This window comes from Rhodococcus sp. 14-2496-1d (genome assembly GCF_002259365.1).
GTDB lineage: Bacteria > Actinomycetota > Actinomycetes > Mycobacteriales > Mycobacteriaceae > Rhodococcoides.
Genome location: NZ_NPFV01000016.1, coordinates 19,675 through 43,960 on the forward strand (window position 1 = coordinate 19,675; position 24,286 = coordinate 43,960).

General features: G+C 64.3%; 42 protein-coding genes and 3 tRNA genes. 40 read left to right on the plus strand and 5 right to left on the minus strand.

Annotated elements, in window-relative coordinates:
* Positions 1-32: 32 nt before the first annotated feature.
* On the minus strand, positions 33-1,067 hold the full coding sequence (gene mgrA / locus CH296_RS11005; RefSeq protein ID WP_094646482.1) for an L-glyceraldehyde 3-phosphate reductase: 1,035 nt from the start codon (positions 1,065-1,067) through the stop codon (positions 33-35).
* Positions 1,068-1,144: 77 nt separating this feature from the next.
* On the opposite strand from mgrA, the gene CH296_RS11010 reads away from it, so the two are divergent.
* From CH296_RS11010 to CH296_RS11020, 3 genes are all read left to right on the plus strand, one after another.
* On the plus strand, positions 1,145-1,657 hold the full coding sequence (locus CH296_RS11010) for a MarR family transcriptional regulator (RefSeq protein ID WP_045198045.1): 513 nt from the start codon (positions 1,145-1,147) through the stop codon (positions 1,655-1,657).
* A gap of 59 nt (positions 1,658-1,716) precedes the next feature.
* Positions 1,717-1,806 (plus strand) — tRNA-Ser (locus tag CH296_RS11015).
* A 119-nt stretch (positions 1,807-1,925) separates the two neighbouring features.
* A complete protein-coding gene (locus tag CH296_RS11020) occupies positions 1,926-2,921 on the plus strand; it encodes a GGDEF domain-containing protein (RefSeq protein WP_094659082.1) in 996 nt (331 codons plus the stop codon).
* Positions 2,922-2,924: 3 nt separating this feature from the next.
* On the opposite strand, the gene CH296_RS11025 is transcribed toward CH296_RS11020, so the two are convergent.
* Together CH296_RS11025 and CH296_RS11030 are read right to left on the minus strand one after the other, a co-directional pair.
* Complete coding sequence (locus tag CH296_RS11025) at positions 2,925-3,845, minus strand: pseudouridine synthase (protein ID WP_179277695.1); 921 nt, start codon at positions 3,843-3,845, stop codon at positions 2,925-2,927.
* A gap of 78 nt (positions 3,846-3,923) precedes the next feature.
* Positions 3,924-4,274: an excalibur calcium-binding domain-containing protein gene (locus CH296_RS11030; RefSeq protein WP_094684720.1), complete on the minus strand. Its 351-nt coding sequence runs from the start codon at positions 4,272-4,274 to the stop codon at positions 3,924-3,926.
* A 142-nt stretch (positions 4,275-4,416) separates the two neighbouring features.
* On the opposite strand from CH296_RS11030, the gene CH296_RS11035 reads away from it, so the two are divergent.
* On the plus strand, positions 4,417-4,620 hold the full coding sequence (locus CH296_RS11035) for a DUF3072 domain-containing protein (RefSeq protein WP_032395510.1): 204 nt from the start codon (positions 4,417-4,419) through the stop codon (positions 4,618-4,620).
* 291 nt (positions 4,621-4,911) lie between these two features.
* Entirely contained in the window at positions 4,912-5,958 is a 1,047-nt protein-coding gene (locus tag CH296_RS11040; RefSeq protein WP_032395639.1) for an alpha/beta hydrolase family protein, read from the plus strand.
* Here the strand turns inward: CH296_RS11040 and hisC are convergent.
* The gene (gene hisC, locus CH296_RS11045; RefSeq protein WP_094684850.1) at positions 5,947-6,999 is read right to left on the minus strand and encodes a histidinol-phosphate transaminase; all 1,053 of its coding nucleotides are present in this window, start codon (positions 6,997-6,999) and stop codon (positions 5,947-5,949) included. The two genes, CH296_RS11040 and hisC, sit on opposite strands and share 12 nt — an antisense overlap.
* 93 nt (positions 7,000-7,092) lie before the next feature.
* On the opposite strand from hisC, the gene CH296_RS11050 reads away from it, so the two are divergent.
* The 3 genes from CH296_RS11050 to CH296_RS11060 all read left to right on the plus strand — a co-directional run bounded on the left by CH296_RS11050 (position 7,093) and on the right by CH296_RS11060 (position 8,193).
* Positions 7,093-7,857 (plus strand): dienelactone hydrolase family protein, encoded by a 765-nt coding sequence (locus tag CH296_RS11050; RefSeq protein ID WP_032395509.1) that lies wholly within the window; start codon positions 7,093-7,095, stop codon positions 7,855-7,857.
* Between the two features lie 123 nt (positions 7,858-7,980).
* Positions 7,981-8,070: transfer RNA gene (locus CH296_RS11055), tRNA-Ser, on the plus strand.
* A 50-nt stretch (positions 8,071-8,120) separates the two neighbouring features.
* Positions 8,121-8,193, plus strand: a tRNA-Arg gene (locus tag CH296_RS11060).
* Here the strand turns inward: CH296_RS11060 and CH296_RS29875 are convergent.
* Positions 8,159-8,485 carry a helix-turn-helix domain-containing protein gene (locus CH296_RS29875; RefSeq protein ID WP_094684851.1) on the minus strand — a complete coding sequence of 109 codons (327 nt, stop codon included), beginning with the start codon at positions 8,483-8,485 and terminating at the stop codon, positions 8,159-8,161. The genes CH296_RS11060 and CH296_RS29875 overlap by 35 nt on opposite strands.
* An 89-nt stretch (positions 8,486-8,574) precedes the next feature.
* Here CH296_RS29875 and CH296_RS11070 point away from each other — a divergent pair, with 89 nt between their 5' ends.
* The 32 genes from CH296_RS11070 to CH296_RS11205 all read left to right on the plus strand — a co-directional run bounded on the left by CH296_RS11070 (position 8,575) and on the right by CH296_RS11205 (position 24,282).
* Positions 8,575-8,763: a helix-turn-helix domain-containing protein gene (locus CH296_RS11070; RefSeq protein ID WP_094684721.1), complete on the plus strand. Its 189-nt coding sequence runs from the start codon at positions 8,575-8,577 to the stop codon at positions 8,761-8,763.
* A gap of 175 nt (positions 8,764-8,938) precedes the next feature.
* Entirely contained in the window at positions 8,939-9,196 is a 258-nt protein-coding gene (locus CH296_RS11075; protein WP_094684722.1) for a hypothetical protein, read from the plus strand.
* Positions 9,193-9,351: a hypothetical protein gene (locus CH296_RS28910; protein WP_179277696.1), complete on the plus strand. Its 159-nt coding sequence runs from the start codon at positions 9,193-9,195 to the stop codon at positions 9,349-9,351. The genes CH296_RS11075 and CH296_RS28910 overlap by 4 nt, the downstream gene beginning before the upstream one ends.
* Positions 9,348-9,578 (plus strand): hypothetical protein, encoded by a 231-nt coding sequence (locus CH296_RS11080; protein WP_094684723.1) that lies wholly within the window; start codon positions 9,348-9,350, stop codon positions 9,576-9,578. The genes CH296_RS28910 and CH296_RS11080 overlap by 4 nt, the downstream gene beginning before the upstream one ends.
* Positions 9,575-9,712, plus strand: coding sequence for a hypothetical protein (locus CH296_RS28915; RefSeq protein WP_179277697.1), 138 nt, complete (start codon positions 9,575-9,577; stop codon positions 9,710-9,712). Before CH296_RS11080 ends, CH296_RS28915 begins: the two co-directional genes overlap by 4 nt.
* Complete coding sequence (locus tag CH296_RS11085; RefSeq protein ID WP_094684852.1) at positions 9,709-10,152, plus strand: WhiB family transcriptional regulator; 444 nt, start codon at positions 9,709-9,711, stop codon at positions 10,150-10,152. Before CH296_RS28915 ends, CH296_RS11085 begins: the two co-directional genes overlap by 4 nt.
* Positions 10,149-10,793: a molecular chaperone DnaJ gene (locus tag CH296_RS11090; protein WP_094684724.1), complete on the plus strand. Its 645-nt coding sequence runs from the start codon at positions 10,149-10,151 to the stop codon at positions 10,791-10,793. The genes CH296_RS11085 and CH296_RS11090 overlap by 4 nt, the downstream gene beginning before the upstream one ends.
* Positions 10,793-11,647 (plus strand): PD-(D/E)XK nuclease-like domain-containing protein, encoded by an 855-nt coding sequence (locus CH296_RS11095; RefSeq protein WP_094684725.1) that lies wholly within the window; start codon positions 10,793-10,795, stop codon positions 11,645-11,647. The genes CH296_RS11090 and CH296_RS11095 overlap by 1 nt, the downstream gene beginning before the upstream one ends.
* Positions 11,644-12,849, plus strand: a complete 1,206-nt coding sequence (locus CH296_RS11100) for a hypothetical protein (protein WP_094684726.1) — start codon at positions 11,644-11,646, stop codon at positions 12,847-12,849. The genes CH296_RS11095 and CH296_RS11100 overlap by 4 nt, the downstream gene beginning before the upstream one ends.
* A complete protein-coding gene (locus tag CH296_RS11105; RefSeq protein WP_094684727.1) occupies positions 12,846-13,187 on the plus strand; it encodes a hypothetical protein in 342 nt (113 codons plus the stop codon). The genes CH296_RS11100 and CH296_RS11105 overlap by 4 nt, the downstream gene beginning before the upstream one ends.
* Positions 13,184-13,564 (plus strand): hypothetical protein, encoded by a 381-nt coding sequence (locus CH296_RS11110; protein WP_094684728.1) that lies wholly within the window; start codon positions 13,184-13,186, stop codon positions 13,562-13,564. Before CH296_RS11105 ends, CH296_RS11110 begins: the two co-directional genes overlap by 4 nt.
* A complete protein-coding gene (locus tag CH296_RS11115; protein WP_094684729.1) occupies positions 13,558-13,977 on the plus strand; it encodes a hypothetical protein in 420 nt (139 codons plus the stop codon). The genes CH296_RS11110 and CH296_RS11115 overlap by 7 nt, the downstream gene beginning before the upstream one ends.
* Positions 13,974-14,168 (plus strand): hypothetical protein, encoded by a 195-nt coding sequence (locus CH296_RS11120; protein WP_094684730.1) that lies wholly within the window; start codon positions 13,974-13,976, stop codon positions 14,166-14,168. Before CH296_RS11115 ends, CH296_RS11120 begins: the two co-directional genes overlap by 4 nt.
* Positions 14,165-14,920, plus strand: coding sequence for a hypothetical protein (locus tag CH296_RS11125; protein WP_094684731.1), 756 nt, complete (start codon positions 14,165-14,167; stop codon positions 14,918-14,920). The genes CH296_RS11120 and CH296_RS11125 overlap by 4 nt, the downstream gene beginning before the upstream one ends.
* Positions 14,917-15,090, plus strand: coding sequence for a hypothetical protein (locus CH296_RS28920; RefSeq protein ID WP_179277698.1), 174 nt, complete (start codon positions 14,917-14,919; stop codon positions 15,088-15,090). The genes CH296_RS11125 and CH296_RS28920 overlap by 4 nt, the downstream gene beginning before the upstream one ends.
* A gap of 79 nt (positions 15,091-15,169) precedes the next feature.
* Positions 15,170-15,607 (plus strand): ASCH domain-containing protein, encoded by a 438-nt coding sequence (locus tag CH296_RS11130; protein ID WP_094684732.1) that lies wholly within the window; start codon positions 15,170-15,172, stop codon positions 15,605-15,607.
* Positions 15,604-16,041 carry a hypothetical protein gene (locus tag CH296_RS11135; RefSeq protein ID WP_094684733.1) on the plus strand — a complete coding sequence of 146 codons (438 nt, stop codon included), beginning with the start codon at positions 15,604-15,606 and terminating at the stop codon, positions 16,039-16,041. Before CH296_RS11130 ends, CH296_RS11135 begins: the two co-directional genes overlap by 4 nt.
* On the plus strand, positions 16,041-16,898 hold the full coding sequence (locus CH296_RS11140; protein WP_094684734.1) for a DNA adenine methylase: 858 nt from the start codon (positions 16,041-16,043) through the stop codon (positions 16,896-16,898). Before CH296_RS11135 ends, CH296_RS11140 begins: the two co-directional genes overlap by 1 nt.
* Entirely contained in the window at positions 16,888-17,937 is a 1,050-nt protein-coding gene (locus CH296_RS11145; RefSeq protein ID WP_094684735.1) for a hypothetical protein, read from the plus strand. The genes CH296_RS11140 and CH296_RS11145 overlap by 11 nt, the downstream gene beginning before the upstream one ends.
* Positions 17,934-18,209 (plus strand): hypothetical protein, encoded by a 276-nt coding sequence (locus CH296_RS11150; protein WP_094684736.1) that lies wholly within the window; start codon positions 17,934-17,936, stop codon positions 18,207-18,209. Before CH296_RS11145 ends, CH296_RS11150 begins: the two co-directional genes overlap by 4 nt.
* Entirely contained in the window at positions 18,206-18,337 is a 132-nt protein-coding gene (locus CH296_RS29525; protein WP_256980415.1) for a hypothetical protein, read from the plus strand. The genes CH296_RS11150 and CH296_RS29525 overlap by 4 nt, the downstream gene beginning before the upstream one ends.
* On the plus strand, positions 18,334-18,891 hold the full coding sequence (locus CH296_RS11155) for a crossover junction endodeoxyribonuclease RuvC (RefSeq protein WP_094684737.1): 558 nt from the start codon (positions 18,334-18,336) through the stop codon (positions 18,889-18,891). Before CH296_RS29525 ends, CH296_RS11155 begins: the two co-directional genes overlap by 4 nt.
* Complete coding sequence (locus tag CH296_RS11160; protein WP_094684738.1) at positions 18,888-19,859, plus strand: hypothetical protein; 972 nt, start codon at positions 18,888-18,890, stop codon at positions 19,857-19,859. The genes CH296_RS11155 and CH296_RS11160 overlap by 4 nt, the downstream gene beginning before the upstream one ends.
* A gap of 213 nt (positions 19,860-20,072) precedes the next feature.
* Positions 20,073-20,336, plus strand: coding sequence for a hypothetical protein (locus tag CH296_RS11165; protein WP_094684739.1), 264 nt, complete (start codon positions 20,073-20,075; stop codon positions 20,334-20,336).
* Positions 20,333-20,653 (plus strand): hypothetical protein, encoded by a 321-nt coding sequence (locus CH296_RS11170; protein WP_094684740.1) that lies wholly within the window; start codon positions 20,333-20,335, stop codon positions 20,651-20,653. Before CH296_RS11165 ends, CH296_RS11170 begins: the two co-directional genes overlap by 4 nt.
* The gene (locus CH296_RS11175) at positions 20,650-20,952 is read left to right on the plus strand and encodes a hypothetical protein (protein ID WP_094684741.1); all 303 of its coding nucleotides are present in this window, start codon (positions 20,650-20,652) and stop codon (positions 20,950-20,952) included. The genes CH296_RS11170 and CH296_RS11175 overlap by 4 nt, the downstream gene beginning before the upstream one ends.
* Positions 20,953-20,963: 11 nt before the next feature.
* Positions 20,964-21,158 (plus strand): hypothetical protein, encoded by a 195-nt coding sequence (locus tag CH296_RS11180; RefSeq protein WP_094684742.1) that lies wholly within the window; start codon positions 20,964-20,966, stop codon positions 21,156-21,158.
* Between the two features lie 484 nt (positions 21,159-21,642).
* Positions 21,643-21,834: a hypothetical protein gene (locus CH296_RS11190; protein WP_094684744.1), complete on the plus strand. Its 192-nt coding sequence runs from the start codon at positions 21,643-21,645 to the stop codon at positions 21,832-21,834.
* Positions 21,831-22,007, plus strand: coding sequence for a hypothetical protein (locus CH296_RS28925; RefSeq protein ID WP_179277699.1), 177 nt, complete (start codon positions 21,831-21,833; stop codon positions 22,005-22,007). The genes CH296_RS11190 and CH296_RS28925 overlap by 4 nt, the downstream gene beginning before the upstream one ends.
* Positions 22,008-22,156: 149 nt before the next feature.
* Positions 22,157-22,633, plus strand: a complete 477-nt coding sequence (locus CH296_RS11195) for a hypothetical protein (RefSeq protein WP_094684745.1) — start codon at positions 22,157-22,159, stop codon at positions 22,631-22,633.
* Entirely contained in the window at positions 22,620-23,684 is a 1,065-nt protein-coding gene (locus CH296_RS11200) for a terminase (protein WP_094684746.1), read from the plus strand. The genes CH296_RS11195 and CH296_RS11200 overlap by 14 nt, the downstream gene beginning before the upstream one ends.
* Complete coding sequence (locus tag CH296_RS11205; protein WP_094684747.1) at positions 23,656-24,282, plus strand: terminase; 627 nt, start codon at positions 23,656-23,658, stop codon at positions 24,280-24,282. Before CH296_RS11200 ends, CH296_RS11205 begins: the two co-directional genes overlap by 29 nt.
* Positions 24,283-24,286 lie beyond the last annotated feature (4 nt).

Genomic DNA, 24,286 nt, shown 5'->3' on the forward strand with positions numbered 1-24,286 from the left:
GGGGCACTCGCCCGCACCACTGCCGCAGGCACCTACAGGTCCCAGAGATTGATTCCGAAGTCCTCGGCATGCGTGTCGATCTCGGCGAGTTCTGCGTCGCTGAAGTCCAGGTTCTGCAGTGCCGCCACGTTGTTCTCGAGCTGTTCGACGCTCGATGCGCCGATCAGTACCGAGGTCACGCGCGGGTCGCGCAGTGCCCAGCTCAGGGCGAGTTGTGCGAGGGATTGGCCGCGAGTCGAGGCGATGTCGTTCAACGCCCGGAGATGTCCGATGTGGTCGTCGGTGAGCCAGTCCGGATTCAGGGATTTGCCCTGCGCTGCTCGCGAATTCGACGGGACGCCGTCGAGGTACTTGTCGGTGAGCATGCCCTGGGCCAGAGGCGAGAAGGCGATGACGCCTGCGCCGACGGCATCGAGGGTGTCGAGCAGTTCGGGTTCGATCCACCGATTGACCATCGAATAGCTCGGCTGATGGATCAGCAGGGGAACGCCCGCGTCGGCGAGGAGGTCCGCCATCTTCTGCGTGCCCTCGGGCTTGTACGAGCTGATGCCCGCGTACAGCGCTTTGCCCTGCTGGACAGCGCTGATCAGTGCGCCTGCAGTCTCTTCGATCGGGGTGTCGTGGTCGGGCCGGTGGCTGTAGAAGATGTCGACGTGATCGAGTCGCATCCGCGTCAACGACTGCTCGAGCGAGGACAGCAGGTATTTCCGAGAGCCACCGAAGCCGTAGGGGCCGGGCCACATGTCCCAGCCTGCCTTGCTCGAAATGATCAGCTCGTCGCGATATCCGGCGAAGTCCTCGGAGAAGATGCGGCCGAAGTTCTTCTCCGCGCTGCCGTACGGCGGGCCGTAATTGTTGGCCAGATCGAAGTGCGTGATACCGAGATCGAATGCGCGACGCAGGATCGCGCGCTGGTTCATCAGCGGTACGTCGTCACCGAAGTTGTGCCACAGCCCCAGTGAGATCGCCGGTAGCTTCGGCCCGCGGGACCCCACTTGCCGGAAGAGCATGGACTCGTAGCGATCGGCGGCGGCGACGTACGGCGGGTCGATGTTGGGATCGGTCATACCTCGACCATAGGGCGCTGCACCGAACTGGGCCTCGAACCGCGTCAACCTACTCGCCGGTAGATTTCTTGCCTAAGATGACACGCGTGACGGCCGAATTAGCCATTGGTCCCGGGGGGGACCCGCAGTGGCTCGACACTGCGGAAATGAAAGCATGGCGCGCCTATATGGACGGCGGGCAACGATTGATGGGGGTATTGAACAAGGATCTGCAGGATCGCCACGACCTGTCGATGGCGGAATACCGAATCCTGGTGATGTTGTCGGAATCGATCGACGGCTCCATCAGAATGAGTGAGCTGGCCGACGGCGTCCTGTCCTCGAGAAGTCGCCTGACGCATCAGATCAGGCGAATGGAACTCCAGGACATGGTGACTCGCAGTACCTGCGTCAACGACGGCAGAGGCGTGCTCGCGGTGATCACCGAGGAAGGCCGTCGGCGATTGGCGGAGGCGGCACCGACCCACGTCCGCAGCGTCCGTCGGCACCTCATCGACATTCTCTCGCCCCACGAACTCGAGGTGCTCGGAGACATCTTCGAGAAGGTCGACGCCGCGATGGACGCGTCCGGTTCCACACCGCGACGATGAGAGGCGGACGACGAGGGGCGATTGGGCCTCGGCCCGCCGGGCCGTTTAAGATCGCACACGGAAGCGTGGCAGAGCGGCCCAATGCACTCGCCTTGAAAGCGAGAGACGTGTAAAAGCGTCCGGGGGTTCAAATCCCTCCGCTTCCGCCACAAGTTCGTCGTTCGATCCCGGTCCACCCGCGAGGGTGGGCCGGTTCTGTTTGCTCGGGACGAGGCGTCGAGGCCGCCCCGGTCGGCGGGTTCCTTCCTATGCGCTCACAATTGTCGCCATGAGGACGCGCCGCAGTCGACCGTTGCTGCACTTGAAGACGCGTTTGTGGACCAATCCACCGTTCGCGAACGTCACCTCGCTCGCCTCAGCGGTCGTGGCTGCCAGTGGCGTGCTCGACGCCGTCACGTCCATTCCTGGTGTTCTCGGTCAGTGGTGGACGTGGCTGTGGACAGCTGTCGCCGTTGTCGTGGTTCTCATCCCGGCGGCGATGGGTGAGAGGTTTCCGCGAAGCATTGCTCTGCTGGGTTGCGTTCTGTTCATCTGCGTCACATCGGTCCAGATGGCCACATCGACCCAAGGAATCGTCGCGGTCAACAACCTCGTGTTCTATCCGCTGCTCGCGTGCTATCTCGGGTGGTTCTTTCGTCGTCTGATCGCCAGGTCGGTTGCAGGAGTGGCAATTGCGGCGTCCGGCATAGGCGTGGCGCTCAGCCCCAGTGGATCGCTGACGGTCACCTGGCTCAATCTGATGCTCGCGTCGCTGTTCTGTCTGGAAGCTGCGAGCTATCTCTACCGCCGCTTGCAGAGGCAGGTGGAGACGGACTCGCTGACCGGGGCGGTGAACCGGATCGGGTTCGAGCGCAACGGAAGTCACTACCTGCGGTGGGCGGCGAAGTCCGGGGCACCTCTGGCGTTGGTGATGATCGATCTGGACCGCTTCAAGCTGGTGAACGACAAGTACGGGCACCATGCCGGCGACCGGGTGCTGGCCCGTTTCGTCACCGAGGTTCGGCGCGGCCTTCGTGCGTCCGACGTCGTCGCGCGCATCGGCGGAGACGAGTTTGCGATCATCCTGCCCGGAGTCGACGAGGAGAGCACGCACGGGCTGGTGGGTCGTCTGCAGGCGCTCACCTCCAGTGCCTGGTCCTCGGGTTCGGCAGTGAGTTCGCGCGGCGACACCATGGACTCGCTTCTGGCCCGGGCGGATGCTCGACTGCTCGAGGCCAAACGGGGCGTTCACTCGACCGAACCCGACAGATCGGATCGACTCTGAACGTCAACGTATCCCGGTCTCCCAACGCTCGAGGCCCAGTCCGGTCCCGAAGCGTCGGATTGCCTTCGAGATCGGGTCCGTGAATTCGATTGCACTGGCGAGCAATTGGAGTGGATCGGTGAAATCGTCGACGGCTCGGCCGGTGGCCGTCGGGTACAGGTCGTCGCCGAGGATGGGCACGCCCAACGAGTTCATGTGCAAGCGCAGTTGATGGGTGCGACCGGTCAACGGCGTCAGTCGATAGCGACCGAGTCCGTCTCGATGCTCCAGTAGTTCGACGGTGGTGTGCGCGTTGGGTTCTCCGGGCACTTCGTGGGCCGTGAATTGTCCTCTCTCGGAGACGATTCGGCTGCGAACGGCGGTGGGCAGGGTCAGTGTGGGGTCGTACGAAGCGATCGCCTCGTACTCCTTGTGGACCTTTCGATCCTGGAAGAGCGTTTGATATGCGCCGCGCAGGGTCGGATCGACGACGAACAGGACCAGGCCCGCGGTGACGCGATCGAGTCGGTGAGCGGGCACCAGTTGCGGCAGGTCGAGTTCGAGACGCAATCGCACGAGCGCGGTCTGCAGAATGTGGCCGCCGCGGGGGATGGTCGGAAGAAAGTGGGGCTTGTCGATCACCAGCAGCGCGTCGTCGCGGTACACGATCGAGATATCGAAGGGCACAACGGTTTCCGACGGCAGATCGCGGTGGAACCAGACCGCCTCACCGGGAACGTACGGTGCATCCGGTGCGATGGGGCCTGTCATGTCGACGATGTCACCGGACGCGAACATGGCGTCGATCCGTTGTGGAGGAATCCGTGACTCGGTGGCGGTGAGAAAGTCGCGGACGGTGCGCCAGGTTCCGTCCTCCGGCATCCGGAGTCGGGCGGGATCGAGACCGTGCCGCTTCGCCAGGGGTGGTTGCTGGCGTCGTCTCACCGAGTGAGCGTATCCGCCTGCCGAGATCGCACTCGAGCAGACGAAACGGTGTCTTCTGCCTGCACGAGTGCGAATTCGCTATTCGCAGCCGATGCCGTCGTCGTCGCGATCGAGATGAGGCCCGTAGCCGTACTCGTCCCGATAGACCGGAGCGGCACCGGCGTCGCGGGCCGCATCGCAGTTCTCGTACTGGAAGGCGCCGCCCTGTTGGGGTGCCGGGGCAGGAGCACCTTGAGGCTGTGGTGCAGGAGCGGGTGCCGCCAGCGGGGCCGGAGGCGGTGGGAGCACCGGGCAGAACTGAGCCGAACCGCTGTTACAGAGGAAATCGGTGATCGGATCGGCCGAGGCGACGGCCGGTGCGGACACCAGGACGGCTGCAGAGATAGCGCCGCTGATACAGAGCTTGACCAGCAGATTCTTCGGCTTCATGGAACTCCAATCGAGGGGGTGTGATGTGGAGCATCCTCGTCCATTTATTGAACTGTCAATCAAGTCATTCGGGTGATCTACGTCGCGCCTCGGAAAGGGCGGCGGTGTTTGGAACCCGTGTAATCGGCGTATCTACGAACGTATGAGCGAAAACGAGCAGGTCAACCAGAACCCCGAGAAGGATCCCGACGATTGGGTCACCGGTGACGAGCCGATGACCGGCCCACAGAAGAGCTACCTGAGCACCCTCGCGCAGGAAGCCGGCGAAGAAGTTCCCGAGGGTCTCAACAAGGCGCAGGCTTCGGAGATGATCGACAAGTTGCAGGGCGAAACCGGCCGCGGCTGAATCGACCCCCAAAGGTCCACTCGATGTGACATCGACCCCCCGAAAGTCCACCGAATGTCACATCGAGTGACCCCGTGGGAAGTGTGTCCACGAGTGCATCCGACCAGGTAGACCGTTCTGTCTCGAGTACATGTAACAAAGGATCACGCGGACTTTTGGACCTGCATGTGCGCGGCTATTGTGAGCGAACCCACAGCTTTAGCGTGCGCGCATATCGGTGGGTACGTTGAGTGACGGATGTTGTTCGTGTTGCGCCCCGTGAGGGTGCGCCGGGGGAGGATGGGCAATCTGATGCACCGCCGAGTGTTGGCAGTAGCGGGAACTGCTCTGGCAGTGTCGCTGCTGGGGTCGGGTCTCGCCGGGGCGCAGCCGCTCCCCGGTACCGGCAGTTCCGATGGCGGCGGTGTGGCTCCCGGAATCACAGCTCAGTCCCTGCCTCTGGCGTCGGCACGGATCGATCGTGTGGACATGTTGACCGACCGCCGCGCAGCGGTATGGGTGGAGTCGCCTGCCATGGGCCGCGCCATCCAGGTTCAGGTTCTTCTTCCGGCCGCGCAGGCCGTGTCCCGCCCGACGCTGTACATGCTCGACGGTGTGAGTGCCGGCAAAGAGTCCGATTACAAGGAAAGCACCTGGACGCAGAAGACCGACATCGTCGACTTCTTCGCGGACAAGCAGGTCAACGTCGTGCTCCCGGTCGGTGGATCGAGCAGCTACTACACGGACTGGAATGTTCCGGATCCGGTGCTCGGTGTGAACAAGTGGGAGACGTTCCTGACGTCGGAGCTGCCGCCGCTGATCGATGCGCGCTTCAACGGCAACGGCACCAACGCTATCTCGGGTGTCTCGATGGGTGCCCAGGCCGCGATGGACCTGATCACTCGTCACCCCAGCCTGTACACCGGCGTCGCCGGACTGAGCGGTTGCTACGACAATTCGCAGACCAACTTCAAGGATGCGGTGCGCGCCACCGTCGCCACCAACGGCGGCAATGCCACCAACATGTGGGGCGAGAACACCGATCCGCAGTGGGTCGAGCACGATCCGTCACGGAACGCCGAAGCACTCCGCGGCAAGGACGTCTATCTGTCCGTCGGCACCGGCCTGCCCGGTCCGTACGAGCTCGGCCCCGGTGGTAGCGGAGTCGAGGGTGCGCTGATGGGCGGACCACTCGAAGCCGCCGCGCTGTACTGCACGACCGTGTTCGATACTCGACTCCGGTCGCTGGACATACCCGCGACGGTCGTCTACCGCCCCTACGGCATCCATCAGTGGCCGTACTGGCAGGACGACCTGCGCGAATCCTGGCCTACGCTCGAGCGCGCGCTAGGGCTGTAGAGCGAACTTCAGAAACGCGTCGTTCTCGTGCGGGTCGCCGATGGTGACCCGCACTCCGTCGTTTCCGTAGGCGCGCAGCAGTACGCCCTGTTCGGCTGCAGCAGCGGCGAATTCACCCGAGCGTTCGGCCAGCGGCAGCCAGACGAAATTGGACTGTGATGCGCCGACGTCGTAGCCGCCCGCAACCAGAGCATCGCGTACCCGGTCCCGTTCCACGATGAGGGCATCGGTCCGGGCCAGCAGCTCCGCCGACGCCTCCAACGACGCCACCGCCGCATGCTGTGCCACGGTGCTGACGGCGAATGCGATCCGCACCTTCGACAACGCCGTGATCACCTCGGGATCGGCCACCGCATAACCCACTCGCAAGCCGGCAAGTCCGTAGGCCTTCGAGAACGTCCGCAGCACGATCACGTTGCGTCGTCCGCGTGCCAACTCCACTCCGTCGGTGTGATTGCCTGCGTCGGGTCGGGTGTACTCGAAGTAGGCCTCGTCGAGGACCACGAGAATGTTCGACGGTACCGAGTCGAGAAACGCGTCGAGCCTCTCGCGCTGGACCACGGTTCCGGTCGGGTTGTTCGGGTTGCAGACGAAGATCAGCCGGGTGCGGTCGGTGATGGCGGCGAGCATCGCGTCGAGATCGTGCACATGGTCGGCGGTCAACGGAACCAAGACGGGTGTCGCGCCTGCGACGCTGGTGACGATGGGGTACGCCTCGAACGAGCGCCATGCGAACAGCACTTCGTCGCCGGGGCCGCAGGTGATCTGAACGACCTCCTGGCACAGCGAGACGGAACCACTTCCGACAGCGACGTTCTCCGTCGCAACGCCGAGTTTCTTCGCCAGTGACTCGACGAGGGCGGTCGCTCGGTTGTCGGGGTAGCGGTTGACGCCGCCGACGGCCTCCGCGATCGCGTCGCGCACGCTCGGCAGCGGTCCCTGCGTCGTTTCGTTGCTCGCCAGTTTGATCGCACCAGGAAAGGTGCGGCCGGGAACGTAGGCGGGGATGGCGTCGAGGTCGGGGCGGATGCGCGCGGTCACGGCTGCCATTATGCGCCCAGGTTCGGGGTTGACTTCTGCGCGTCCGTGATATTGCTGTGCGCGGCGGGGCAGATCGTCCTATCTTCGGTAAGTATGTCGGGAATCTTCAGCGACGCCGCAGTCCTTCGTTCCGCCACCGCGCCGACCATCGGCGCGGACGACGAGGTGGATACGTCCGCGCACGAATCTCCCCCGCAGGAAAAAGTACCGCTGACCGCCGTCGAACCCGATGGACCACCTCGCGGCGGAATAGTCGTACTACACGAGGCGCGTGAGGTGCCCGAGTCCCTGCTCGACCTCCTCCGCGCACTGGCGTTGGAAGGTTGGCTCGCCGTCGCGCCGAACCTGTTCCATCGAGGCCACGGCGACGAGAAGGAAGTTTTCGGAGACGACCTCTTCGCGGACTTCGACGCCACCTCCGACTGGCTCGTCCAGCGCGGTGTCTACCCCGATTGTGTCGGGGTGATCGGGTTCGACGACGCAGGTACGGCAGCGTTGATCGTGGCCACCAGTCGTCCGGTCGGGGCGGCGGTCAGTGTTGCGGCAGCCGGCATCGTCGAGCCGCTCAACTCCGACGCGGTCGCGTTGGTCGAGGCCGCACCCAAGCTGCAGGCCCCCTGGCTCGGTCTCTACGGCGAGGACGACCCCCACACCCCACCCGATCACATCGAAGCCCTTCGCGACGCCGCCACGCGTGCCTCCGTGGCCACGAACGTCGTCAGCTATTCGGGCTTGAAGCACCGAGCCGATCATCCCCGCGAACAACCCGGCAGTTCCGATCACAGCGACCCCGCAGCGGCCGCGCTCGTCGACGCCCAGACCCGAATCTTCGATTGGTTCGACAGCTTCATGCGCTGACGAGCAACAAGCAACTTCTACGCGAACGCAGCGCGAACCGGAGGCGTCGACCAGCCGTTTTGCCTTCTGGCCTTTGCCGTGTGTAATCTCTTTCCTCGGCGGTCCGAGAGGGCCGGCAGCCTAGGAGGCGTGCCAGAGCGGCCGAATGGGAGTCACTGCTAATGACTTGTCCTTTCACCGGGACCGGAGGTTCAAATCCTCTCGCCTCCGCCACGAACGGTAGATCGTTACCGTTCTGCTAGACCAGTTGGATAACTGAACATGCGCCCGTAGCTCAACGGATAGAGCACTTGACTACGGATCAAGAGGTTAGGGGTTCGAATCCCTTCGGGCGCACAACCGAACCCCCGTCTGGACCACCGTCCGGGCGGGGGTTCTTTTCGTCTACCCCCAGAATCCATGCAGCAGTAACGCGACCGCGCCAACGCATCTCGGCACGCTTGGCGATCGCAACCAGATTGGTCGGAGTGTTCCGGCCCGCCTCCCATGCGGAGTAAGCCTTCTGTGAGACGCCCAGTTCGTCTGCCATCTCGGCCTGAGTAAGGCCAGCCACTGATCGGCGAATTTTCCGCAAACGATCAGCGAAATCGAATTCGGGGTTTACGTCCCCCTCCGGTGCTATGGACATAGCGCAAACATATACAGACCTACGCAAAAGCGCAACGCCTGCAATGAGTGTTCTTGACTACTTTGAGTAGGTATGCCTAGTGTCTAGGTATGCCTACCGAAACCAGTGATACCGACATGGGCGGGCTGCTGACAGTGGGAGAGGCGGCGAAGCTTCTTCACGTTTCTGTCGCCACCCTGCGTCGCTGGGAGTCCGACGGACGGGTTGTAGCCGCCCGCACGCCGACCGGTCACCGCCGCTTCAGGCGCACCGACATCGACGCATTGCTCTCCGCCTGACCCACAGAAAAGCCCGCCGAGGTACCAGCTCGGCGGGCCGATGACACCTACCCAAAGGAGAAAAGATGTCAGACCCAGATTCTACGGCCTTCCGATACATGAGACGGCGACTGCTGTTCGCCGGCCTTCTGCTCGGCATGCTCTTCGCCGCCTCGCAGAGCGCGGGGTGGTTGTGATGGAACCCGACCGCGTCGAAGTGACGACCGATTTCGAGCTCACGCCCGAACTTCAGGCACAGACCCTCGATCACATCAAGTACGACCACATTCACGTCATGATCGGCCAGGATCCGGACGACCCGACGAAGCTCAGGTCCCAGCTCATGACCGCGCCGGGTACGACGCCGGTCTGCTACGCCAAGGCAGCTCGCATTCTGATGGACCTCGCCAACACGCTCATGGGTGTGCACGCCGAGAAGGTGTGCAACGAGTGAGCGCGCTGGTCGAAATGTTCGTGGAGGCCTTCGAGACGGCCGCCGCGAAGATCCCCCTGTTCTGCTCGGTCTGTGGCGCTCTCGTCGCGCACGTGCATCCTCCGGCCCCTCCGTGCGCCCTCATCTGCTCGGCCTGCCGCGAGGTGACGCCGTGAGCGCACAGAAGATCGTCCTGACCAAGCGCCTGCAGGCAGGCAACGCAACCATCCGCGCGGACCTTGCCGACACCGACGCCGCACTCGGTTCCGGGTCGTGGATCAACGTCACGCTGCGCGGACTCGAAGATTCGGCAACGTACGCACGCCAGAAGGCCGATCAGTACGCGGCCATCGCCGACGAGCTCGACAAGCTCGTCGCGTCCGGAGGGGCGGAGCCGTGGTGAGCGACTACATCCAGGTCGACCGCGGCCGCATCGTCGACGCACCGAACCCGAGGAGCACGCTCGACGTCTGGTGCGCAATCATCCTGATCATCACCGTCGCGATGATGGGTTTCGTTCTGTGGGCGGCGTCATGACGGCCGACTGGCGGGTGAGCGCGGTGTGCCGGACCGTCGACCCCGAATTGTTCTTCCCTCCGGGTGAGTCCTCGACGGCGATACAGAAAGCCCAGGCCATCTGCCGAACCTGCCCTGTGATTGTCGAGTGCGCGCGTGAGGTGCTCGACATGGCCCGAAGCGGCGTGCACGGAGTGTGGGCGGGGCAGTACTTCGGCACCACGACACAGGGGCGCGACACAGCGCACGAACGCTTGGCCGCTGTGGCCGACAGTTCGACCACTCCGCGCCGGAAAGGCGACGCCGAGCGCGATCTGAGGCTTGCGCAGATCGAGCGCATGATCTCCTGGGGTTGGACTACACCCGAGATGGCCGAAGAACTCAAGGTCAGCAAACGCCAGATCGAGCGCGATCGGGCGCTGATCCGCTGGCGCGCCGGACGGGAGTCGGTGGCGTCATGACCGAGTATCCCGCCAGCCTCACTCTGCGCCCGATCGTCACGTGGCCCGGGAAGCCGACTGCCGTTCGTGAGCGATCGAGGTTCTCGGCACCGTGGAACGCCACGCTGCGTCTGCTCGACCGTGAGCTGTTCGAGCTCGGCAAGGGCAACCGTAGTGCGGTCGCAGTTCTGCAGATTGCCATGCGCGAGCAGGACTTTCGGCAGGACGGAATGCCCCGGGCGAACTCACGACCCGAGCACCCGGGCGTCATCCTCTCGGTCACCGACTCGATCAAGGGCCCGCTGTCGTTCCCGTGCGACAAGTACGACCGATGGCAGGACAATCTCCGCGCGATCGCACTCTCACTCGAAGACCTGCGAGCGATCGATCGACACGGCGTCACTCAGAACGCCGAGCAGTACGTCGGATGGAAGGCAATCGGTACAGGCGCGGGAGGCGCGAGTCAGACCGTCGAAGCTGCGGAAGCGACACTCCGCCGTCTCGCTGGAGCCACCGTCGCAAACATGGAGCTCGGAACCCTGGCGCAGGTCTATCGCCGAGCCAGGGGCGACGCGCATCCGGACCGGAACAACGGCGAGCGGGCCGCGTGGGATCAAGTCGAGTCGGCCGCGAAAGTCCTCCGCGCAGCAGGGAGGCTCTGATGACCGAGTTCGTTTCCGACATCGTCACCGCGCCCGGGGTTTACGAGGACATCACCGATGTCGCTTACCACTCCGACACGCGCACGCTCTCGTCGTCCGGAGCGCGCAAGCTGCTCCCGCCGTCGACGCCCGCGCAGTTCCATTACGACCGCCATCACCCGGAGCCGCCGAAGAAACACTTCGACGTCGGGCACGCGGCGCACACCATCGCTCTCGGCAACGGCGCGGAGTTCGTTCGCATCGATGCCGACGAGTGGCGCACCAACGCGATCAAGGCCGAAGTGCAGGCGGTGCGCGACGAGGGCAAGATCCCGCTCAAGCCCTCCGAGTACGACACGGTCCGCGCGATGGCCGAGGCGATCCTTCGGCACCCGATCGCCCGCACCCTGTTCGAGGACGGTCGTCCGGAGCTCTCGCTGTACCACGTCGACCCCGAGACGGGGGTGAGCCTGCGGACTCGGCCGGACTGGATGACCGAGCTCGGCAGGCGCACCCACATCGTCGACTACAAGACCGCGGTGTCCGCGTCGGATCACCACTTCGCGAAGTCGGTCGACGACTACGGCTACCACGTACAAGACGCCTGGTACACCGACGCCGTTCGCGCGCTGGAGATTTCGGACGATCCCGGATTCCTGTTCGTCGTCCAGTCGAAGACCGCGCCCTACCCGGTCAACGTCTTCGAGCTCGACCACGAAGCACGCACCGTCGGCCGCGAGCTGGCACGCCGCGGTGTGCGCACCTACGCCGAGTGCACCGCCTCCGGCGAGTGGCCGGCCTACCCGATCGACATTCACCAGATCAGCTTGCCGCGTTGGGCCGCAAGCAAATACGCAACGGAAGGCGTTCTGTGACCACCAACGACATCGCACCCTACGAGGCACCCGGCGGCGTTCAGATCTTCGACCAGCAGTCGGCACCGAACCGCGTCATGGAGCAGCTCCAGCAGCACGCCGACGCCATGAGCCTCGCACTCGACCTCGCGAGGAAGATGTGCAACACCGATCTCGTCCCGAGGATGTACAAGAACAATGCCGAGAACGGCACTGCCGCAATCCTCTACGGAATGGAGATCGGGCTCAATCCGATCCAGGCGCTGCAGAACATATTCGTCGTGCACGGCACCCCGGCGATCTACGCGCGCACCATGGTTGCGCTCGTGAAGGCGCGCGGCTACTCGGTGTGGACTGTCGAGTCGACGGACGAGTCGGTGACAGTATCGGGCCGCGCTCGGGGTGACGCGCACGAGACGACGTCGACGTGGACGATCGAGCGGGCGAAGAAGGCCGGCTACGTGCCGACCCCCTCCACCGAGGATTCGCAACGTCGCCCCGACGTCAAGGACGACTGGGTGACCGTCACGAAGACCTACAACGGCAAGTCGACTGTGTCGATCGTCGGCAACATGAAGTACGTCACCGACCCCCAGGCGATGCTCTATGCGAAGGCCGCATCCGAGGTGTGCCGAAGGATCGCACCCGAGGTGCTGCTCGGTCTGGCGCACTCGGCCGAAGATCTGCAATCCGAGCCCGAACCGATCCAGGCGACGTCGACAGTCGATCGACCCGAGCCGAAGAACGTCGGCTGGCAGGACCGCCTCGGCGTCTCCGCTCCCGCTCCGGAGAAGTCTATTGAGCCCGAGCCGGTTACCGACCAAAAAGCCGAGGTGGCGAAATCGGCGCCGGAAACCGAGACACCCGAGCCGCCGAAGGAAGCGCCGAAAAAGCGGGCAACTAGCGCGAAATCCCAGGCCAAGCCTGCCGAGAAAATGGACGATCAGCCGGCCGAACCCGCCTCGGATCAGAGCGCAGAACCGGAACAACCGCAGGCGAAGCCGTCGTACACCGTGCCGAAGGATGCCGCAACGGATGCGCAACTGAAAAGGCTCGGCGAGCTGCTCGACATCGAGAAGCTAGGCACCTCGGCCGAGAAGCTCGAATGGATCAACTCGACGTTCACGACTGCGTACATCAACCCGAAGCAGATGACGAGCAAGCAGGCGAAAGAAGCGATCGACTACCTCGCGGGCGAGCAGGCCAAGGAAGCGCAGCAGTGACCGCCGTCATCCGGGCGTGGGATTCCCGGCACAACCCGGTCGGGTACGCGGTAACCGAGTTCGAGACCGAAGCCGGAGCCTTCGAGCTCTCCGGCGACCATCCGTTGGTCAAGCTCGTCGAGCAGAACGAGGCTGCCATCTCGTTCTTCACGATCCTCGCGACCGAGGAGCTGCAGTGGCGCTTGATCAACACGCGGCACGTCGGCGACCCGGTCGAGTACATCGTTCGTTTCGTCTCACGGCCGTGGATCTCTGAGCTCCGACGCGAGCTCGTGTCGGATCAGTGGTTCGTCGAGAACGTGATCGAGCCTGCAGGCGGATCGGTGGTCGAGCCGTGACCGATCACCTCGAGGCCTCGCTCGAGGCGCTGAACAACACCGACATCAGCTCGTCGCTCGCCCACGGCCAGGCCGCATCCGTTCAAGCTCTGCGCGCCATCGACGGACGGCTGGACGCGCTCGTGGAGATCGCCACGCACGCCGTCGGCGTCCTGCTCGACGGCCGCGACGTCGAGGCCAGTCTGTCGACGGATACGACATTCGACAACGGGCCCGTGCCGTTCACACCGGTGCCGGATCCGGCTGCCGCCCGAGCCCACCTGATCGAGCAGCTCGCCGACCACCTGGAGGCGACGTACATGCGGATCACCGTTACCCCTCACTGGCCGATCCTGGCCGAAGCCGCACTCGATTGGATGGAGAAGAACCGATGGTGAACAAGAACGTAGCCAGCAACCCCCGCCCGCTGATCGATACCGCCCGTGTGAATTTCAGCGGTATGTCCGAGGAGTCGTTCGAGGATCTCGGCGAGCAGAACATCGGCGACATCCGATACTTCACCGTCAAGGTCCGCGTAAAGGGCTTCGGTGCAGTCGATATGGCCAAATCCGGCGTGCGCCGATCCGCAGCCTGCAAGGTGCTCAAGGTCGTCGAGGGCATCAGCGAGAAGGTGAAAGAGGAAGACGACGGCCAGGGCTCGATGCTCGACGACGACGGCAAGGTGCCCGAGGTCGATCCGGACGAGAAGGGCGAGCCCGACGAGTCGTCCGGCGGCGTCGAGCCGGAGAACGTCACCCCGATCAAGACCAAGGCCGCGGGCCCGCAGTTCTCCGGTGGTGACGACGAGTGAAGGAAGACCTCAAGACACTCGGTACCTTCTACTTCGCCCTTGGAATCGGTTTCATCGGTGCCGGTTTCGGATTCCAGCAGAAGCTCCCCGCCGAGTTTCCTAGCGGACTCTGGTGGCTACGCCTCGCCCTCACCGTTGTGGCCGTCGTCATCGGGTACGCATTCCTCAGGCAGTGGAAGCGGCTGCCATGAACTACCCCAAGGCCGACGGCAGAATCGTCGTCATCCTGTGCCGGGGTATCGGTGAGCCGTACGGCAAGAACACCCTGTGGCTGGCGACCAGGAACCTCGATCCGAAGAGGTTCCTGGTCGTCGAGCTCGAATGGTCCGCGCAGTTCGGCGCGGTCCCGGTGTGGAACGGTCAGAGCTTCGGTGCCAGCGTCCACTCGGCCGAGACCGCGTTGCTCGAGCTCATCCGTGCGTACCCCGGCGCGGTGCTCGTCGGCTACAGCGGCGGCGCTCAGGTGGCCGGCAACCTGGCAGCCGCGATCGGCGCAGGCCGACACCGGGGCGTGTGGATTCGCGCCGTCGGACTGCTCTCGGACCCGTCACGGCACACCAGCCAGCTCATCGGCCAGGCCCGCAAGACGCAGGGAATCATGGGCGGTCGCTACATCGCGGGCAACTTCCAGCTGTGGCAGCTCTCCGCACCCGGTGATCCGATTTCCGATCTGCCCTTCGGCAACGGCCTCGCCGAGCTCGCAACGGTCGCCGAATTCTGGTCGCTCGTCGATCCGGACGCGTGGATTCGGGATCTCACACGCAAGGCGCTGATGGGCCGACTCAAGTGGTGGGACCACTCGATCGACTGGGTTGGTGCCTACCAGTGGTCGCTTGGCTACACCCGCGACAAGCGCCACACGAGCTACCACATCGAGCGGATGCCCGGGCAGTCCTACACGTACGTCGAGCGTCTCGGAACTCTGATCGGACAGCTCTGGTGAGCGCCGAGCGCGAGTTCCGCACCGAGCTCGCCGAGGTCATCAATCGACACTCGCGCGAGAAGCACTCGAACACACCGGACTACATCCTCGCCAACTACCTCGCAGCCTGCCTCGGCGCATTCGACGCCGCGATCGAGGCGCGCGGGATTCACAAGGGAGACATCAGGTGAGCGCCGCCGAGATCTTCTACCTCGCAGCCTCGGCCGTCATCGCGCTCGGTCTGCTCGGGATTGCAATCGGGGTGCGCGGATGAAGGCACTCACCGTCCAGCAGCCGTGGGCATGGGCAATCATGCACGGCGGCAAGACCATCGAGAACCGTACGCAGAACTGGAACTACCGCGGCCCGCTCGCGATCCACGCGGGCAATCGATTCTCGAAGCGCGGTGCAGACTCGGACCTCGTCCACAATGCCTGGCACTCGCACGGCTCGTACAAGTACACCCCCGGCGACCGAGACGCTTTCGTTTACGGCGCGATCCTCGGCGTCGTCGATCTCGTCGACGTCCACCCCGAGGCCGGATGCTGCAAGCCATGGGGCGAGTCCTCATACGTCGAGCACGGCGGCCGCGAGCGCAAACAGATTGTGCACCTGGTCCTGGAGAACCCGCGTCCGTTGGCCGAGCCTTACCCGTGCAGCGGTGCCCTCGGCCTATGGACGCCACCGAAGTTCGAGGTGCCTGCATGATCATGCTCACCGACGACGAGCGAAAGCTTCTCCACAAGTGCCACTCGCACATCGGATATGCCGTCGCCAGCCCGAAAGCTGGTGTTTCCCATCTCGCCCAGTCGCAGGCCGGTGGGGCTGGCGGAGGCTTCCAATATCAGGTCGGTGGCGGCGCTCTGACCGGAAACTGGCGACGTTTCGAGGTGGTCGAGTCGACGTCAGGAGGTGGTCGCACCCTACGGTTCAGCGAGCCGCACTTGTGCGTCTCGATCACCATGAAGCGATTGCAGCAGTGGGCGAGTGGCCTGCCTGCTGAGCTGCGTGAGCGAGCCCAAGTCGCTTGGGCCACCTATCCCGTTAACACGCGCAACCTGAACGACCTCGAGGCAATCGTGCACGAGGGAATCGACCTCAGTGCTCCCGCCGAGCAGCTCGAACTATTCGAGGTGGCGTGATGCCACCACCTCCGTTCACCTACTTCGGCGGCAAGACCCGCATCGCGAGCCAGATCGTCGCGGTACTGCCGAAACACAGCCACTACGTCGAGCCATTCGCTGGCTCGTTGTCCGTTCTGCTGAGTAAGCCGGTAGCGCCGAAGGAAACGGTCTCTGATGTCAACGGCCACCTGATGACGTTCTGGCGAGTACTGCGCGAGCGACCCCGTGAGCTCGCTCAGGTCTGCGCCCTGACGCCACACTCACGGGCCGAGTACCTGGCAGCCCGCGACGGTTACCAGAACGCGGTGGCGGACGGCCTCGACGACATCGAGATTGCTCGTCGCATCTGGGTTCAGCTCACCCAGTCCCGCACAGGAACTCTGCGTAAAACCGGGTGGCGGCATTACGTCGACCCATCCGGGGATCGATTCGGGATCCCCGGGTACCTCACCGCGTACGTCGAGCGAATGATGCCTGCCGCCGAGCGGATCCACGACGTGAGCCTTGAATGCCGACCAGCGCTCGAACTGGTCGTGGACTACGGCAAGCACGAGGACGTCCTGATCTATGCAGATCCGCCGTACATGGGACCGGAACGCCGCGGCGGTCGGAACTACGAGGACGAGATGGGAGAGGCCGAGCATGTGGAGCTGCTCGACGCACTCACTAAGTGCACATCGGCGGTAGTGCTGTCGGGGTACCGGAGCCCGCTGTACGACAACAGATTGCGCGACTGGGACCGCATCACGATCACGGCATCCAGCGGCCACTCGAAGGTTGGAGATCAGGAACGGACCGAAGTCGTCTGGTCGAACCGCCCCATCTCGCCGGCAACGCTTTTCGATCACCAGGAGGACACAGACCATGGCGCGTGAATACGGCCGAATCCGCATCTCCATCGCGGACGACGAAGACCTCGAGGAATTGAGCGCTGACGCCCAGTGGCTCTACTTCCGAGTACTCATTCCCGATCCGACGATGAACTACGCCGGAGTGTGCGACTGGCGGCCAGCACGGCTGCTCCGGAAGGCGAAGGACATGACCATGAGCCGACTGCTCGCGGCCGCGTCCGAGCTCGAACGACGGTCATACGCCTACTTCGACAACGACACCGAAGAGGCGCTGTGCCGCACGCTGATCCGCTCCGACGAGCTGCTCAAGAATCCGAAGATGGCCGCGGCCGTGCTCGCCGGATACAGCAAGACGTCGTCCAGGACGCTCCGTGCGGCCGTCGTGACCGAGATCCAGACCGCCCGCAAGGAACACCCCGATTACTCGTCCTGGACGCACAAGGACACCGCCGACGCACTGTCGAAAACGCTGTCTCGCACCAACCTCGAAACCAGTGGGTACACGCTACAAATTTCGGTCCCGAACACCAATGCCGAAATGGTCAAGAACGCCTATCCGAAACCGGTGCAGAACACCTATCCCGATCCGGTTCGGAACAGCAATCCGGACCACACCGAAAACCGGTCCGAAACACCGATCGAAAACGGTCCGAATCCCCTAGCAACTAGCAACATACAACTAGCAACATCAACTGAGGGTGGTTACGTAAGTACGGAAGGTCACCTGCGCGCGAAGTCCGCTCCACTGCCCTCCCCGAATTGCTCCCAGCACCCCAACGGCACCGACCGCCCATGCCGCGCCTGCGGCGACGCCAGGGCTTACCGCGAGTCTCTGATCCAGGTCGACAAGCTGGCGCGAGCCGAAGTCATCTCCAGCGATCGCCGAGCGGCAGCCGAGGCCCGAGCCATCGCGATCGTCAACTGCGACATCTGCGACGACGACGGCTACGACGGCACCGCGGTCTGCGCCCACGACCCGAACTCGGCCGACCGGGCTCGACGCGGAATCGAAGCTGCGCGAGCGGCAATCGCCAAGAAGCCCGAACCCCAGCAGGAGGCGTGATCGTCATGGAGCAGCGGAGTTTCGAGTGGCTCGAACAGCGCGACCTCGCCCTGACGATCCCGTGCCGAGGCTGCAAGGCACCCATCGGCCAGCCGTGCCGCGTCAAGGGCCGTGACGGCGAATGGCATGAGCTGGAGCACTTTCCGGCACACCATGCTCGCCTCAACCGCGCCGAGCGCCTCAAGCGCATGCAGGACGCTCCGAAGCCGGACGTCACCTGCATCGTCGACGGCTACGGCGTGATGCGCTCGACGATGGTGGACCCGATATGAGCGACACACGTGACCGTGACCTGCCCGACGACGAACGCGAGATCTACACCTGCCAAGGCTGCGGAAAGTACTCGTTCGATTCAGGTTGGCACGTGCGTAATGGCGAAGACTGCGGAGAGTTCCTGTGAGCGGCGCGATCGTCGGTCTCGACCCGTCGATGGGCGCGGCTGGCATGGCGATCCTGCGTAACCCGCGCGTCGTCGAGGGCCGCAACCGTCCCGAGCTCAAGACCATCAGCAGCCGGAACACCGGCGGCACCATCAGCCAACGAGCACTCCGGATCGGCGTCCAGGGCGACCGAATCGTAGAGGCATTGCCCGAACGAATACGGCTCGTGCTCGTCGAGGGCATGCCGTTCCGACAGCCGAAGCACAGCGGCCTGTACCAAGAGCGCTGCGCCCTACTGCTCGACGTCACCAGATTCCTTGCCCGCCGCGGAATCCCGGTCATCGAGGTCTCGGTCACCACCATCAAGTACTTCGCCACCGGTGACGGCGCGGCCGACAAGCCCGACGTCATGAAGGCCATGGGCGAGCTGTGGCCGAACGCGAACATCCACAACGACAACGAGTCCGACGCGCTCGCCATCGCCACCATCGGAGCACAGAAGCTCGGTTGGTACGAACCCGAGCTGCCCTGCCACTACGCACCGAAGATCGACTGGACAGGAGTCAATGGGTGAGCACTGCGATCGCCTGCTTCCACTGCGGCCGGCCATCCGGAGACCGACTGCCGATCTGCATCAAGTGCACCGAGATTCTCGTCCGGACGCTGCAATCGGTGCCCGGGCTCGTCGCGGACATGACGATCACTCAGGCTCGGCTCGATCGCATGAGCCGCGGCCGCGTCGGTGGAAAGAGCGCCGAGACGCCGCTACCCATCTCGATCAACAAGAAGGGCGAATTGCCGATGCAGCGCCCGTACGACCTGCTGCAGAACGAGATCTCGACGTGGAGCCGCGCACTGTCGGATCACCTCGGCCACGTCTGGCACACCGGCGCAGTCAACACGGAAGGCATTCTCGTCGCCCTCGGTACGCCAGGTCTGCGCGAGCTCACGCTCAACTGCATGGTCGGACGCCGCCGTGACGCCGCTGCGCTGTCGATGCGCCCAGTCGGCTCCACCGAACAGGCCGCGGTCTGGCTCGCCTGCCACCCACACGAGCTCCGGACTCACCCTGCCATCGACGAGCTGTTCGACAGCCTGACCGACGTCGTCGCGATCGTGAACAAGGCGATCGACCAACTGCCCGAGCTGCGCTACAAGGGCGTCTGCAGCTACGTCGACTACGACCAGGGCCGCGAAAGACGCTGCAACACAGACCTCTACGCCGAGAAGGGCGAGGAGTGGGTCCAGTGCCCACGCTGCCGAGCCAGCTATGCCGTCGCCAAGCTCGATCGAGACATCCTCGCCCAGATGCGCGAAATGAACTACACCGCAGTCGAACTACAGTCCTTGCTTCGCGAGCTCGGCAAACGCGTCCCGAAGTCCACCCTGTATCGCTGGATCAACGAACGGAAGCTGACACCGCGCGGGTGGATGCGAGACGGCCGGATCATCCAACGGTGGATTCATCGGAACGACCCGGCCGTGTACCGCCTCGGCGACGTCCTCGATCTGGCGACCCGCACGGAACGTGTGCGCTCGTGACCAGGGCATGTGTACAGTGGGACTCAAATCCGGCACTGACGAGGGCACCCATTTTCCGGTCGAGCCCCGTTTTTCAGCCACTCGAACCCCCTCGATTCGGCGTCAAACCTGCGCTCCGCCGTCATGACGTACCTCCGGGCAAGCACGCGCACCACGAAGCGTCCGCTGCGCCGCGCTCCAATCGAGGGCTCAACTCAACAGAGGAGATTCACCATGTCCGCTACACCTACGATCGGCCGCGTCGTTCACTACACCGCGTCCGAGGGTTCCGCCGACGCGATCAACAAGCGTCGCGCCACATCCGGACACCAAGGCAACACGGTGCACGCCGGTGACGTCTTCCCGGCGACGGTCGTCCGCGTCTGGCCGACGTGCGTGAATCTTCAGGTGCAGCTCGACGGAACCGACACCTACTGGGCCACCAGCGTGTACGAAGGCGAAGGGCCTCACACCTGGGCTTGGCCTACACGAGCATGACCTACCCGAGCGAGCGCGCCGGCCACGGTCGCTGGACGCCTGTTCTACGCCCCGCAGTCGGCATGCTGTGGGTGACCGATGCCGGTGCGTTGGGCTTCATCCCGCAGAACGGCATCGACCCCGCACCCATGGTCGAGCTGATCGAGACCTTCTACGCCGCGGGCAAGACCGCGGACGAGGCCTTCGACGCACTGCTGCTCATCGTGGGATCGCAGGCCAGCTCCGGCGACGTCGACGACTGGCGACCCGACCGGGTCAACGGCCGGCGCACCCAGATCGGCCCCGTACTCACCAGCACGTACGAGCAGCCCCGATGAGCGCCACCGGCCAGATAGGCGAGATCGTGGCATTCGTGGCCACCGTCGCGGCCGCACGGCAGGAAGCCACGCCCGAGCAGCTCGAAGAGATGCAGCGCAAGCTCGTGCCGCAGCTCGTGGCCATGCGCGCTACCAAGTCGATCGACGGAGCGAAGACCGTCCTCCGCGAGATCATGGGCGCAGAGTGGAAGCCCCGCGGTGAGCTCGCGGTGAGCCCCGAGTCCGCACTCACCCTAGTGGAGCAAGGCCTGCGCGAGCGTGGCCACGATCCCGCCGTCGTGTTCGCACCACCGAAGTGAGAGCATCCAGCATGGACGAAATCGACGTGGTCTACATCGTGACCGAGTACAACTCCGCCACACGTGAGAGCGAGATCCTGGGCGTCTTTGTCGATCAGGCAGCAGCCGACGCAAAGGCCCAGGCGCACAAGTACGAGGCGCTCGTGTGGGCGTATCCGACCGACGGTGGCGAACCCATTGCCTGCTCCGACGCCTCGCGCCTGTAACCGAGACTGCACCACCGAAGTGGACGCCGATGCGTACCGCTACTCGTGGCCAGTCCCCGGCGACGAGCTCCACGATCCAGGGTGGCGCACGTTCTACGTTCTGGGATGCGACACCTGCACCAGCGATCGACCCTGCTCGTCACACGCACCCGCTCTCGCTACGGCTATCGATGCCTCGCGCACGTAACCGCGTCTGCTCCATCCCCGGCTGCCCACGGATGCAGCCCGAGAGTCTCTGCCCCGCTCACCGGCAAGCTCGTGAGCGGGGCAGGGGTACCAGGCAGCAACGCGGATACGGAGTCGAGCACGACCGCCTGCGCGCGCAGTGGAAGCCACGAGTCGCAACCGGCAACGTGCGCTGCTCTCGCTGCTCGAAGCTCATCGCAGCGAGCGAGCCATGGGATCTCGGACACGACGACCACGACCGAACCAAGTGGAATGGGCCCGAGCATGAGGCCTGCAATCGAGCAACGACGGGACGACGATGACAGACGTAGTCGACTTCCTTGCCAAGGTGATGACGTGGCCCAACCCGATCTTCGGTTCACAGGATCTCGCTGAACAGCACGCGGCCGTCGAGCGAGCGAGGATCGAGATCATGTTCGGCACTGCCAACCCGTCGGATTACACGCTCGCTTCACTGCCTGCGCAGCAATCAGGTTGGTATCAACCATGACCAAGCACGAGCAGACGAGTGACGATGCGGAGCTGATCATCGACGCGGCCGACGGTCGTGTCGATCTGTTCTTCGCAACGGCCTACGAACAGACCTTCCGAGTTCGATACTCCCGCACCGAGTTCGCCCGCCTGCTATGGCAGGGCTGGGTCGTGTTGATCCGCTCTCTCTGACGCGCTCAGGGGGTGGGGGGGTACCCCCTTCGAGCCTGGGGGGACGAACCGCGGGGGAGGGCGCTAGACCGCGCAGAGGGTTCAAGAAACGTCGGTGAGCGCGATGCTCACTGAATCCGAGGCGGCGCGATGCCGTTGAAGGAGCTCCAATGTCATCTCACGGTGGCCATCGAAACCGAAGCGGCCCAACGAAAGATCCGAACTCGGCGAAGTCCGAATCTCAGGGAATCAAGTTCATCAATCTGCCGCCCGCCGGCCACAAAGGCCGCGCGCCGAAGTGGCCGCTGGACGGTCCGAGCGAACGCGAAAGGGTGGTCTGGCGCGAGGTGTGGAAGACCCCGCAGGCCGAGCAGTGGTCGAAAGAGAAGCTGTGGCGGCTACGCCCGATCGCCTTGTTCGTCCGATGGTCGGTACGTGCCGAGTCCGGTGATTGCTCGGCGTCGATCCTGACTCAGGTGAACCGTCTCGCCGATCAGCTCGGCCTCACTCCGGCCGGCCTCGCGTTCAACGGGTGGAAGATCGCCGCGGTGTCGTCGGTCCCGTCGGTGGTCGTCGACGAGACGGCGAAGGAACCGGCTCAGGTGCAGCCACGACGTCCGCTGACGATGATCGATGGCGGAGCCTGACGACTTCCCCACGCTCGGACACCTCGTCGACGCGTGGACGACGCAGCACTGCCGCATTCCGGACAAGATCCATCGCGGCGAGCCGCTGGTGCAGTCGGATTGGCAGTTCTGGCTCGATGCGAAGTTCTACGAGATCCGGCCCGACGTCGAACCGCTTCCGGACGGTGAGCTCCTGCTCAATCAGGCCTTCCGGTACCGCCGTATGCAGGTGATCGCGCCGCAGAAGACCGGCAAGGGTCCGAAGCTGGCGGCGATGACGTGCGTTCAGGGTTGCGGACCGAGCGAGTTCCTCGGTTGGGCGGGTAAGGACGACGGGTGGGCCTGCTCGGACTGGGGTTGCGGCTGCGGTTGGGAGTATCCGTATCTCCCGGGCGAGCCGATGGGCATGCGCCACCCGTCGCCGGTCATTCAGCTCACCGCGGTCAACCAGGATCAGGTCGGCAACGTCTGGAAGCCGCTGACGGCGATGATTCGGTTGGGTCCGCTCTCGGATCTGCTGTTCATCCGCGACAACTTCATCCGCATCGCGGGCGATGTCGGCGGCGAGGACTTCGACCGGATCGACGCCGTGACGTCGTCGGCGTCGGGTCGAGTCGGTAACCCGATTTCGTTCGCTGGCCAGGACGAAGCGGGGCTGTACACGAAGCAGAACAAGATGGTCGGCATCGCGGAGACGCAGCGACGCAACGCCGCTGGCATGGGTGGCCGTTCGTCGGAGTGGACAAACTGCTTCGACACCTCGCAGAACTCGACGGCGCAGCGCACGTTCGAGTCGGTGGCCGAGGACGTGTTCAAGTTCTACCGCAAGCCGCCGACGCAGTTGTCCTGGAAGAACAAGCTCGAACGCCGCAAGATCCTCCAATTCGTCTACCAGGGCTCGGACTGGGTGAATCTCGACTCGATCGAGGCGGAGGCGGCGGAGTTGAACGAGACCGATCCGGATCAGGCGGAGCGGTTCTTCGGCAACCGGAACACGTACGGGTCGGGCGTGTGGCTCCGAGATGGATTGTGGGACGAGCATTATGCCCAAACCGCAACCCTGGCTTCCTAACCCGCCCAAGGGCACACAGGTCGCGGGCGCGTTCGACGGTTCGGAGAACGACGACTGGACTGCGATCCGGATGGAGACCCGCAGCGGGTTCCTGTTCACCCCGCGGTACGGTCCCGACCGGCGGCCGGCGATCTGGAATCCGGCCGAATGGGGCGGGGAGATCCCGCGTGGTGAGGTCGAAGCCGCGGTCGACGAGATCTTCCGAACGTGGCGCGTCTCGCGGTTCTACCCCGACCCGTCGGGCTGGTACACCGAGATCGGCGCGTGGGCACTCAAGTACGGCGAGGACGTCGTCTCGGAGTGGCCGAACGACAAGATCACCCGCATGCACGCCGCGCTGGTGCGCTTCCAGACCGACTTGAAGGCCGGCCGAATCACCCACGACGGCTGCCCGCACACCAAGATTCACTTCGCCAACGCCCGCAAGGTCGCCAAACCCGGCGACAGGTTCGTGCTCGGTAAGCCGACCAACCATCAGAAGATCGACTGCGCTCAAGCGACTGTCGTTGCCCACGAGGCCGCGTCGGACGCCCGCGCGGCCGGATGGCCGAACCCGAACGCCAACAAGACCTCCGACGTCATGTACGGATTCAACTGAGAGC

Coding starts and splice junctions, on each gene's coding strand:
- mgrA (WP_094646482.1), bottom strand. CDS start 1,067: ATGACCGATCCCAACATCGACCCGCCGTACGTCGCCGCCGCCGATCGC.
- CH296_RS11010 (WP_045198045.1), top strand. CDS start 1,145: ATGACACGCGTGACGGCCGAATTAGCCATTGGTCCCGGGGGGGACCCG.
- CH296_RS11020 (WP_094659082.1), top strand. CDS start 1,926: ATGAGGACGCGCCGCAGTCGACCGTTGCTGCACTTGAAGACGCGTTTG.
- CH296_RS11030 (WP_094684720.1), bottom strand. CDS start 4,274: ATGAAGCCGAAGAATCTGCTGGTCAAGCTCTGTATCAGCGGCGCTATC.
- CH296_RS11035 (WP_032395510.1), top strand. CDS start 4,417: ATGAGCGAAAACGAGCAGGTCAACCAGAACCCCGAGAAGGATCCCGAC.
- CH296_RS11040 (WP_032395639.1), top strand. CDS start 4,912: ATGCACCGCCGAGTGTTGGCAGTAGCGGGAACTGCTCTGGCAGTGTCG.
- CH296_RS11050 (WP_032395509.1), top strand. CDS start 7,093: ATGTCGGGAATCTTCAGCGACGCCGCAGTCCTTCGTTCCGCCACCGCG.
- CH296_RS29875 (WP_094684851.1), bottom strand. CDS start 8,485: ATGTCCATAGCACCGGAGGGGGACGTAAACCCCGAATTCGATTTCGCT.
- CH296_RS11070 (WP_094684721.1), top strand. CDS start 8,575: ATGCCTACCGAAACCAGTGATACCGACATGGGCGGGCTGCTGACAGTG.
- CH296_RS11075 (WP_094684722.1), top strand. CDS start 8,939: ATGGAACCCGACCGCGTCGAAGTGACGACCGATTTCGAGCTCACGCCC.
- CH296_RS11085 (WP_094684852.1), top strand. CDS start 9,709: ATGACGGCCGACTGGCGGGTGAGCGCGGTGTGCCGGACCGTCGACCCC.
- CH296_RS11090 (WP_094684724.1), top strand. CDS start 10,149: ATGACCGAGTATCCCGCCAGCCTCACTCTGCGCCCGATCGTCACGTGG.
- CH296_RS11095 (WP_094684725.1), top strand. CDS start 10,793: ATGACCGAGTTCGTTTCCGACATCGTCACCGCGCCCGGGGTTTACGAG.
- CH296_RS11115 (WP_094684729.1), top strand. CDS start 13,558: ATGGTGAACAAGAACGTAGCCAGCAACCCCCGCCCGCTGATCGATACC.
- CH296_RS11125 (WP_094684731.1), top strand. CDS start 14,165: ATGAACTACCCCAAGGCCGACGGCAGAATCGTCGTCATCCTGTGCCGG.
- CH296_RS11130 (WP_094684732.1), top strand. CDS start 15,170: ATGAAGGCACTCACCGTCCAGCAGCCGTGGGCATGGGCAATCATGCAC.
- CH296_RS11135 (WP_094684733.1), top strand. CDS start 15,604: ATGATCATGCTCACCGACGACGAGCGAAAGCTTCTCCACAAGTGCCAC.
- CH296_RS11140 (WP_094684734.1), top strand. CDS start 16,041: ATGCCACCACCTCCGTTCACCTACTTCGGCGGCAAGACCCGCATCGCG.
- CH296_RS11145 (WP_094684735.1), top strand. CDS start 16,888: ATGGCGCGTGAATACGGCCGAATCCGCATCTCCATCGCGGACGACGAA.
- CH296_RS29525 (WP_256980415.1), top strand. CDS start 18,206: ATGAGCGACACACGTGACCGTGACCTGCCCGACGACGAACGCGAGATC.
- CH296_RS11165 (WP_094684739.1), top strand. CDS start 20,073: ATGTCCGCTACACCTACGATCGGCCGCGTCGTTCACTACACCGCGTCC.
- CH296_RS11170 (WP_094684740.1), top strand. CDS start 20,333: ATGACCTACCCGAGCGAGCGCGCCGGCCACGGTCGCTGGACGCCTGTT.
- CH296_RS11175 (WP_094684741.1), top strand. CDS start 20,650: ATGAGCGCCACCGGCCAGATAGGCGAGATCGTGGCATTCGTGGCCACC.
- CH296_RS11180 (WP_094684742.1), top strand. CDS start 20,964: ATGGACGAAATCGACGTGGTCTACATCGTGACCGAGTACAACTCCGCC.
- CH296_RS11190 (WP_094684744.1), top strand. CDS start 21,643: ATGACAGACGTAGTCGACTTCCTTGCCAAGGTGATGACGTGGCCCAAC.
- CH296_RS28925 (WP_179277699.1), top strand. CDS start 21,831: ATGACCAAGCACGAGCAGACGAGTGACGATGCGGAGCTGATCATCGAC.
- CH296_RS11195 (WP_094684745.1), top strand. CDS start 22,157: ATGTCATCTCACGGTGGCCATCGAAACCGAAGCGGCCCAACGAAAGAT.
- CH296_RS11200 (WP_094684746.1), top strand. CDS start 22,620: ATGGCGGAGCCTGACGACTTCCCCACGCTCGGACACCTCGTCGACGCG.
- CH296_RS11205 (WP_094684747.1), top strand. CDS start 23,656: ATGCCCAAACCGCAACCCTGGCTTCCTAACCCGCCCAAGGGCACACAG.